This window comes from Stenotrophomonas sp. YJH_SMC_64 (assembly GCF_059371375.1).
The window spans coordinates 125,001-132,604 of the sequence record NZ_JCAFUN010000017.1 but is presented as its reverse complement, the minus strand read 5'-3'; the positions used below and the strand labels follow the sequence as shown (position 1 = coordinate 132,604).

At 67.3% G+C, this 7,604-nt stretch carries 7 protein-coding genes; 3 read left to right on the top strand and 4 right to left on the bottom strand.

All coding sequences use genetic code 11. The features are described 5' to 3' along the window. On the top strand, positions 1 to 135 hold a 135-nt coding region (locus AC5P9L_RS18230), incomplete at its 5' end, for an integrase core domain-containing protein (RefSeq protein ID WP_224481892.1). A gap of 107 nt (positions 136 to 242) precedes the next feature. Here the strand turns inward: AC5P9L_RS18230 and AC5P9L_RS18225 are convergent. Further along, on the bottom strand, positions 243 to 1,625 hold the full coding sequence (locus AC5P9L_RS18225; protein ID WP_005410675.1) for an L-serine ammonia-lyase: 1,383 nt from the start codon (positions 1,623 to 1,625) through the stop codon (positions 243 to 245). Positions 1,626 to 1,725: 100 nt separating this feature from the next. On the opposite strand from AC5P9L_RS18225, the gene AC5P9L_RS18220 reads away from it, so the two are divergent. Beyond that, positions 1,726 to 1,956, top strand: coding sequence for a glutaredoxin family protein (locus AC5P9L_RS18220; protein ID WP_032966073.1), 231 nt, complete (start codon positions 1,726 to 1,728; stop codon positions 1,954 to 1,956). A gap of 71 nt (positions 1,957 to 2,027) precedes the next feature. On the opposite strand, the gene AC5P9L_RS18215 is transcribed toward AC5P9L_RS18220, so the two are convergent. From AC5P9L_RS18215 to AC5P9L_RS18205, 3 genes are read right to left on the bottom strand one after another with little or no spacing between them, the layout of a single operon-like run. Then, complete coding sequence (locus tag AC5P9L_RS18215; RefSeq protein ID WP_005414145.1) at positions 2,028 to 2,600, bottom strand: YceI family protein; 573 nt, start codon at positions 2,598 to 2,600, stop codon at positions 2,028 to 2,030. 3 nt (positions 2,601 to 2,603) lie between these two features. Next, positions 2,604 to 3,176 (bottom strand): cytochrome b, encoded by a 573-nt coding sequence (locus tag AC5P9L_RS18210; protein ID WP_480983622.1) that lies wholly within the window; start codon positions 3,174 to 3,176, stop codon positions 2,604 to 2,606. A 10-nt stretch (positions 3,177 to 3,186) separates the two neighbouring features. Then, positions 3,187 to 3,819: a YceI family protein gene (locus tag AC5P9L_RS18205; RefSeq protein ID WP_005410671.1), complete on the bottom strand. Its 633-nt coding sequence runs from the start codon at positions 3,817 to 3,819 to the stop codon at positions 3,187 to 3,189. Between the two features lie 164 nt (positions 3,820 to 3,983). On the opposite strand from AC5P9L_RS18205, the gene AC5P9L_RS18200 reads away from it, so the two are divergent. Further along, positions 3,984 to 7,526: a sensor histidine kinase gene (locus tag AC5P9L_RS18200; RefSeq protein ID WP_480983621.1), complete on the top strand. Its 3,543-nt coding sequence runs from the start codon at positions 3,984 to 3,986 to the stop codon at positions 7,524 to 7,526. Positions 7,527 to 7,604 lie beyond the last annotated feature (78 nt).

Below are 7,604 nucleotides of genomic sequence, written 5' to 3'. Positions count from 1 at the left end.
TCCTCGGACCAGCGCAATTCCGTGCTGACCCAATGGCTGCACCACTACAACTGGCACCGCCCTCACATGGGGATCGGTGGCCAGCCACCTATTTCCAGAGTCCTGCTGAACAACGTGGTGGGTTTACACAGTTAGTCGACTACCTTCCCCACAACGAGCGAAAATCCCGCGCTGCGCGCGATAGTCGACCAACGGTCGACTCTACCTGTGGCCCGGCGCCATCGCGCCGGGACCGGTCGACCTCAACACTCGATGACGTTCACCGCCAGGCCGCCACGGCTGGTTTCCTTGTACTTGTCCTGCATGTCGCGGCCGGTATCGCGCATGGTCTTGATCACCTTGTCCAGCGACACCTTGTGCTTGCCGTCGCCGCGCATCGCCATGCGCGAGGCATTGATCGCCTTCACCGCGCCCATCGCATTGCGTTCGATGCAGGGGATCTGCACCAGCCCGCCGATCGGATCACAGGTCAGGCCGAGGTTGTGTTCCATGCCGATTTCCGCGGCATTCTCGATCTGGCTCGGGTTGCCACCCAGCGCCGCGACCAGGCCACCGGCCGCCATCGAGCAGGCCACGCCCACTTCGCCCTGGCAGCCCACTTCGGCGCCGGAGATCGAGGCGTTTTCCTTGTACAGGATGCCGATCGCTGCCGAGGTCAGCAGGAAGTCGAATACGCGCTGTTCGTTGGCGCCGGGGCAGAAACGGTCGAAGTAATGCAGCACCGCCGGCAGCACGCCGGCAGCGCCGTTGGTCGGCGCAGTCACCACGCGACCACCGGCGGCGTTCTCTTCGTTCACCGCCAGCGCGTACAGGTTGACCCAGTCCAGCGTGGTCAGCGGATCGCGCATCGCTGCTTCCGGCTTCGACGACAGCTCGCGGTACAGCGCCGGTGCACGACGGCCGACCTTCAGGCCACCCGGCAGCACGCCTTCCTCGCGGATGCCGCGCGCCACGCACGACTGCATCGCACTCCAGATCTCGCGCAGGTTGGCGCGGATCTCGTCTTCGCTGCGCCAGCACTTCTCGTTCTCGAACATCAGCTGGGCAATGCTCAGGCCGCTGCGCGCGGTCTGCGCCAGCAGCTCGTCGCCGCTCTTGAACGGGTAGGGCAGCGGGGTCTCGTCGGGCACGATGCGGTCATCGGCCGCGTCGTCCTGGTTGACCACGAAGCCGCCACCGACCGAGTAATAGTCGCGGGTGGCGATCACTTCATCCTCGGCGTTGTACGCGGTGAAACGCATGCCGTTGGTGTGGTACGGCAGCTTCTGGCGCTTGTTCATGCCGAGGTCGCGCTTCTCGTCGAAGGCGATCTCGTGCTGGCCCATCAGCTGGATGCGCTTGCTGCTGCGGATGCGCTCCAGGGTGGCCGGAATGATGTCCGGATCGATCAGGTTCGGCCGCTGGCCTTCCAGGCCCAGCAGGATCGCCTTGTCGGTGCCATGGCCGCGGCCGGTCAGCGCCAGCGAGCCATAGACATCGGCGCGGATGCGCGCGACTTCGTTCAGGCGACCCGGGTCGAGCAGCCAGCGATGGATGAATCGCTCGGCGGCCTTCATCGGCCCGACGGTGTGCGAGGAGCTCGGGCCAATGCCGATCTTGAAAACGTCGAACGTGCTGACAGCCATGGTTGCCGTACTGCGGGTACCGGAGGAGACCGCTATTCTAGCGGTTCATGCCGCACTTCCATGGCTGCGGCGCAGCATTTCGGCAGAGGGAGCAAAACCGGTGTTGACCCTGTTCCAGCGCGATGACTGCCACCTGTGCGACATGGCCCTGGCCGAGCTGGCCAAGGCGCGGGCACCGGAGTTCGAATCGGTGTTCCTGGATGACCAGCCGGCGCTGGAAGCGCGCTACGGCGCGCGGGTGCCTGTGCTGCGCGACGAGACTGGTGGTCGTGAGCTGGACTGGCCGTTCGACGCGGCCACGGTTCAGGCCTGGCTGGCCGACGTTCGGTAGTGCCGGCCGTTGGCCGGCAACCCCGCGATGCCCGGTGATGCCGGCCAGCGGCCGGCACTACCAGACGCGGTTTACTTCGCGTCGAACTTCACGATCGTGCTGATCGCGGTTTCGTCCGGGATGGTCTTGGTGTCGGCCCAGTCGCCGCCGCCGACGCCGAAGTCCAGCCGCTTGACCGTGGCCTTGCCGGTCAGCACCGGCTGGGTGCCCGGCTTCCAGGTGAAGGTGAGGGTGACCGGCTTGCTGACGCCTCGCAGCTCCAGTGTGCCATCGGCGGCGAACTGGTCATTGCCCACCGCGCGGAAGCCCTTGGCGGTGTAGCGTGCGGTGGCGAACTTGCCAACATTGAAGAAGTCGGCGGTCTGCAGGGTCGAGTCACGGTCGCTGTTGCCGCTCTTGGCGCCGGCCAGCGGGATCACCACGTCCAGCGAACCGGCGGCAGGATTGGCCGGGTCGAAGCTGAGCTTGGTGGCAAAGCCCGGGAAGCTGCCGGTAAACACTTCGCCGTCGTACTTGGTGGCGAACACCAGGATCGAGCCGGCGCCGGGCGCCTGTGCGTAGTCGGCGGCGAACACCGGGGTGGTGGCCAGCATGCCGGCCAGGGCGGCGGCCACGGCGGCCGGAGTGGTCAGTTTCAGGTTCATCGGTCAGTCCTTCTGAGGGGAGGCAAGCCAGCCGCGCGGCAACATGCGGGACAAGGTCGCATCGCGCTGGAACAGGTGGTGGTAGAAGGCAGCGCCGGCATGTGCCAGCACCACCGCGATCAACAGCCAGAAGCCGTACTCGTGAATGGCATGCGATACCGCGACCACCTGCGGGTCGGGACCGCTCAGCTTGGGCACGTCGACCAGGCCGAACCAGCGGAACGGGCGCAGGCCGCTGGCCGAGTCGTACAGCCAGCCCGACAGCGGGATGGCGAACATCAGCACATACAGCAGCACGTGGGTGGCACTGGCGATGCGTTCCTGCCAGCTGGGCACGCCCGGCACCGGCTTGGGGGCACCGGCATACAGGCGCCAGCCGAGGCGGAAGAGCACGAGCGCCAGCACGGTGATGCCGATCGACTTGTGCGCGGTATAGACCCAGAAATACTTGGGGGTCTGGGGCAGTTCGCCCATGGTCAGGCCGACCACGCCCAGGGCGAGGATCAGCAATGCGATCGACCAATGCAGGATCTGGCTGACACTCCCCCAGGCGGCGGGGGTGTTCTTGGCGGTCATGAAGGGTCCTCTAGGGGGCCGTCTTGGGGTCGGAGTGTGGAACGGGAGCGGGAGTTCCCGGGGCGTCGCTGCGGTCGAGGGTGGCTTCGGCCTCGATCCTCAGCTGTACTGCATCACCGATGACGCCCGGCCAGGCGGTGATGCCGAACGCGCGCCGGCTCAGCGTGGTGCTGGCGGAAAAACCGGCGGTGCGTCGGAACGGGGGGAGGGGGTAGCGCTTGATGGCGTTCAGGGTCACGTCCAGCGTGATCTCCTGGCTGACCCCGCGCAGGGTCAGGGTGCCGATCACGTGGGCGCGCCTGGCATCGATCGGTTCGACCCGGCTGGAGACGAAATGTGCCTTCGGGAAACGCTCGCCATCCAGAAGGCTGCGGGCCAGCGTGGCCTGGTTCCATTTGGCGTCACCAAGGTCCAATCGCGACACGGGGACTTCGACGTCCAACGTGGCTTCGCGCCAGTTGTCGGGATCGAACTGCAGCCGGCCCTCACTGCCGGAGACCGTGCCCATCGCCTGCGAGTAGCCCGCGTGGTCGATGCTGAACAGCACACGCGTGTGCACCGGATCGAGGCGATAGGTATCTGCATCCGCCCAGGCGGGAGCGGTGGCGAGCAGCATCGGCAGCAGGGCCAGGCAGGGACGCATCGATGGCGGGCTCCGGAAGGGGGACGCTGTGATCATACGCACAGGCCCCTGCCAAGGATGCGTGCATGGCTGCAACAGTTCGTGGTGGTCCTGCCCCGGCAACAGGCTGTTGCAGCCATGACCCCGGCCCTGTGTGACAATCGGGACAGGACAGGGGGTTCAGGATGACGAGCAGCTGGCGCCTGTGGTGCCTGGGCATCGCGGCAACGGGGCTGCTGCTGTTGGCGTCTGCCACGGCGGCTGCAGCCCTGGACATGGCAGAAACACCACGCCTGCGGCGCTTCGGTGCCGCCGAAGGCATGCCTTCGCGCATGGTGCTGGCGCTGGCCGAGGACCGCCAGGGCCATGTCTGGGCCGCAACCGATGGCGGTCTGGTGCGCTACGACGGCAGCTCGCTGCGGGTCTGGGAACATGACCCGGAACAGCCCGGTTCGTTGCCCGGCAACGAGATCGAGACCCTGCTGGTCGATCCGCTGGACCGTGTGTGGGTGGGCATCAATGGCAAGGGCGTGGCCCGCCTGGATGCCGACCGCGAGCGGTTCAAGACCTTCGATGCGGTCAATGGTCCGTGCCTGGGCCAGTTCTGGACGCTGGCCTACGCCGGGGATGCGTTGTGGATCGGCACCAGCAGCCAGGGTATCTGCCGGTTCGGGGAGGACGGCAGCCTGCGCTTCTTCAAGCACGACCCGGCCCGTGCCGACGGCCTGCCCAGCAACACCATCTACAGCAGCCTGGTCGATGCGCGGGGGCGCCTGTGGATCGGTACCGAGGCCGGCGTCGCACGCTGGAATGGCCGTGACTTCGAGCCCGTGGCACCGCACGCGCTGGGCGCATTGAGCGTGCTGCGGATGAGCCGCGATCCGGATGGCTCGATCTGGGTCGGCAGCCAGAACGATGGCCTGTACCGCATCGATGCGCAGGACCGGGTCAGTCGTCCGCGCTGGAGCGACAGCGCCGGCCTGCGCTCGGCGCTGGTGCTGGCCGATCGCCAGGGCGGCTACTGGGCGGGCACGTCCGATGGCCTGCTGCGTGGCGACGCGAGTGCGCTATGGCGGCTCGACGGCGACCGCGGCAGTGGTTTCCTCACTGCACAGAGCGGTGTGCTCGATCTGCTGCAGGACCATGAGGGCGGATTGTGGGTCGCCCTGCTGACCCAGGGACTGGCCTACCTCCCGCCGGATTGGCGCCGCTTCTCGATCTGGAACCAGCTCGATGGCAAGCCGCTGGACAGCCAGTACCTGCTGGGTGCGGCCAGTGATGGCCAGAACTACTACGTGGGTTCGGCGCACGGCGTGTATCAGTTGGACGCGCACGGCACGCTGCGCCTGCTGGCCAGCGACCGCGAGATCGGCAGCGGTGCGGTGTGGTCGGTACTCCCGCGGCCGGACGGGCGCCTGTGGCTGGGGCGTGCCGGCCGCATCAGCGTGTATGACCCGGGCACCCGCGCGCTGCACGATTGGCATATCGATGGAGGTGCCGACCTGCGCCAGCGCATCGACCTGATGCGGCAGGCGCCCGATGGCACGGTCTGGCTTTCGGTGATGAACCTGGGCCTGCAGCAGCGCAGCGCGGAGGGCCGGGTGCTGCGCAGCTATCCTCTCGACGATTTCCGCAAGGCGGCCGACTCACCCATCGAGCAGATCCGCTTCGATGCCCATGGCAAGGCATGGGTGATGGGCGACATGGGCATCTGGCGTGAGCAGGCCGGTCGCTTCGAAGCGGTGCCGGGGGTCTCGCGCGGGCTGATCTACGACCTGGTGTGGGTGGATCCGCAGCAGTTGTGGCTGGCCCGCCAGGGCGCGCTGGAGCGCTACCAGTGGGATGGCATGAGCCTGCGCCTGATCCAGCGCATTGATGGAAGCGCCGGTGTGCCGCCGGTCAGCATGGGGGGCCTGGCATTGGCCGACAATGGCCGGGTGTGGGCGACCACGCCGCGCGGCCTGCTGCGCTGGGACCCGAAAGCACGACGCCTGCAGTTGTTCAATGAACGCGATGGCCTGTCCGATGCCGAGTTCACCAGCCGGCCGCCAGCGGTGAATGCCGATGGTCGCGTTCTGGCCGTCGCCCAGACCGGCCTGGTTGCATTCGACGTGAATGCCGACGACGTGGTGCTGCCCGGGTCGTCGCTGGTGATTGCCGAGGTGCGCGTGCGCCGCGACGATGCACGCGGCTGGCAGCCGCTGCCGAACACCGGCACCCTGTTGCTGGGACCGGATGATCGCGACCTGCAGATCGATGCGCGGTTGTTGTCGTATGCCAATCCCCAGGGCAACCGCTACCGCTTCCGGGTACGCGGGTATGACCAGAACTGGGTGGAGCAGGGCGGCGACGGCCAGCGCACGCTGTCGCGACTGCCCACCGGCAGCTACGTCATCGAAGTGCAGGCGGCCACTGCCAATGGTGCATGGACGCCTTCGCAGCAGCTGCAGGTGAAGGTGCTGCCACCCTGGTGGCGCAGCGGCATGGCGATCTTCGGCTACATCCTGATCGGCTCGCTGCTGCTGCTCGTCCTGGTCTGGTCGATCCGTGCGCGCCTGCGCCGTCGCCAGCAATGGCAGCTGACCGTGCACAAGCAGGAGCTGGCCGAACAGGCCTCGCAGGCCAAGAGCCGGTTCCTGGCCACGCTGGGGCATGAAGTCCGCACGCCGATGACCGGCGTGCTTGGCATGAGCGAGTTGCTGCTGGCCACACCGCTGGACCCGGTGCAGCGCAGCTATGCCGGCTCCATCCAGCAGGCCGGCAGCCATCTGCTGCGGTTGGTCAACGATGCGCTGGACCTCGCGCGCATCGAAGCCGGTCGACTGGAGCTGGATCTGCGTCCGTTCGACCTGGCCGGCCTGCTCGACCAGGTGCAGGCGCTGATGCAGCCCATGGCGAAACAGCGCAAGCTGGATTTCCAGCGTGGCGACGATCCGCCCGGCCCGATCAGCGTCAGTGGCGACGAGATGCGCGTGCGGCAGATCCTGCTCAACCTGCTGGGCAATGCCATCAAGTTCACCGAGCGCGGTCATGTCGGCCTGGCCGTGCACCTGGAAGAGAACGGCGGCGGTCTCTGCTTCGAAGTGCACGACAGTGGTCCGGGTATCAATGCCGAGCAGCAGGAGCGGCTGTTCCACCGATTCGAACAGGCGGAGGGGCCGCGCACGGCCTCGCGCTATGGTGGAAGCGGGCTGGGCCTGGCGATCTGCCAGGAGCTGGCCGTGGCGATGGGCGGGCGCATCGAAGTGGACAGCCAGCCAGGCAAGGGCGCGCGTTTCCGGGTGCGGTTGCCGCTGCCCTGGACCCGGCAGGCAGCCGCCACGGGCGAAGCGCCGGCACTGCCGATGCTGCCGCCACTGCGCATCCTGCTGGTGGAGGACGATGCCACCGTGGCCGAGGTCATCGCCGGCCTGCTGCGCAGCCGCGGCCATGAGGTGGTGCATGTGCTGCATGGCCTGGGGGCTTTGTCGGAGATCGCTACCGACGGCTTCGATGTCGGCCTGCTCGATCTCGACCTGCCTGCGCTGGACGGTACTGCGATCGCCCGCCAGCTGCGCACCCTGGGCTACGAACTGCCACTGGTGGCGGTGACCGCCCGCTCCGATGCGTATGCCGAATCGCAGGTGCTCGCTGCCGGTTTCGATGGTTTCCTGCGCAAGCCGGTGACCGGCGACATGCTGGTGGCAGCGATCATCCAGGCTCGCGCCAAACGACAGACCACAACTTGAAAACGTCGACGCCGGGCGTGAACGGCGCGACTTTCGGTTTACCATGCCGACGCCCGCGGCGCGGGAATCATCAGGCAG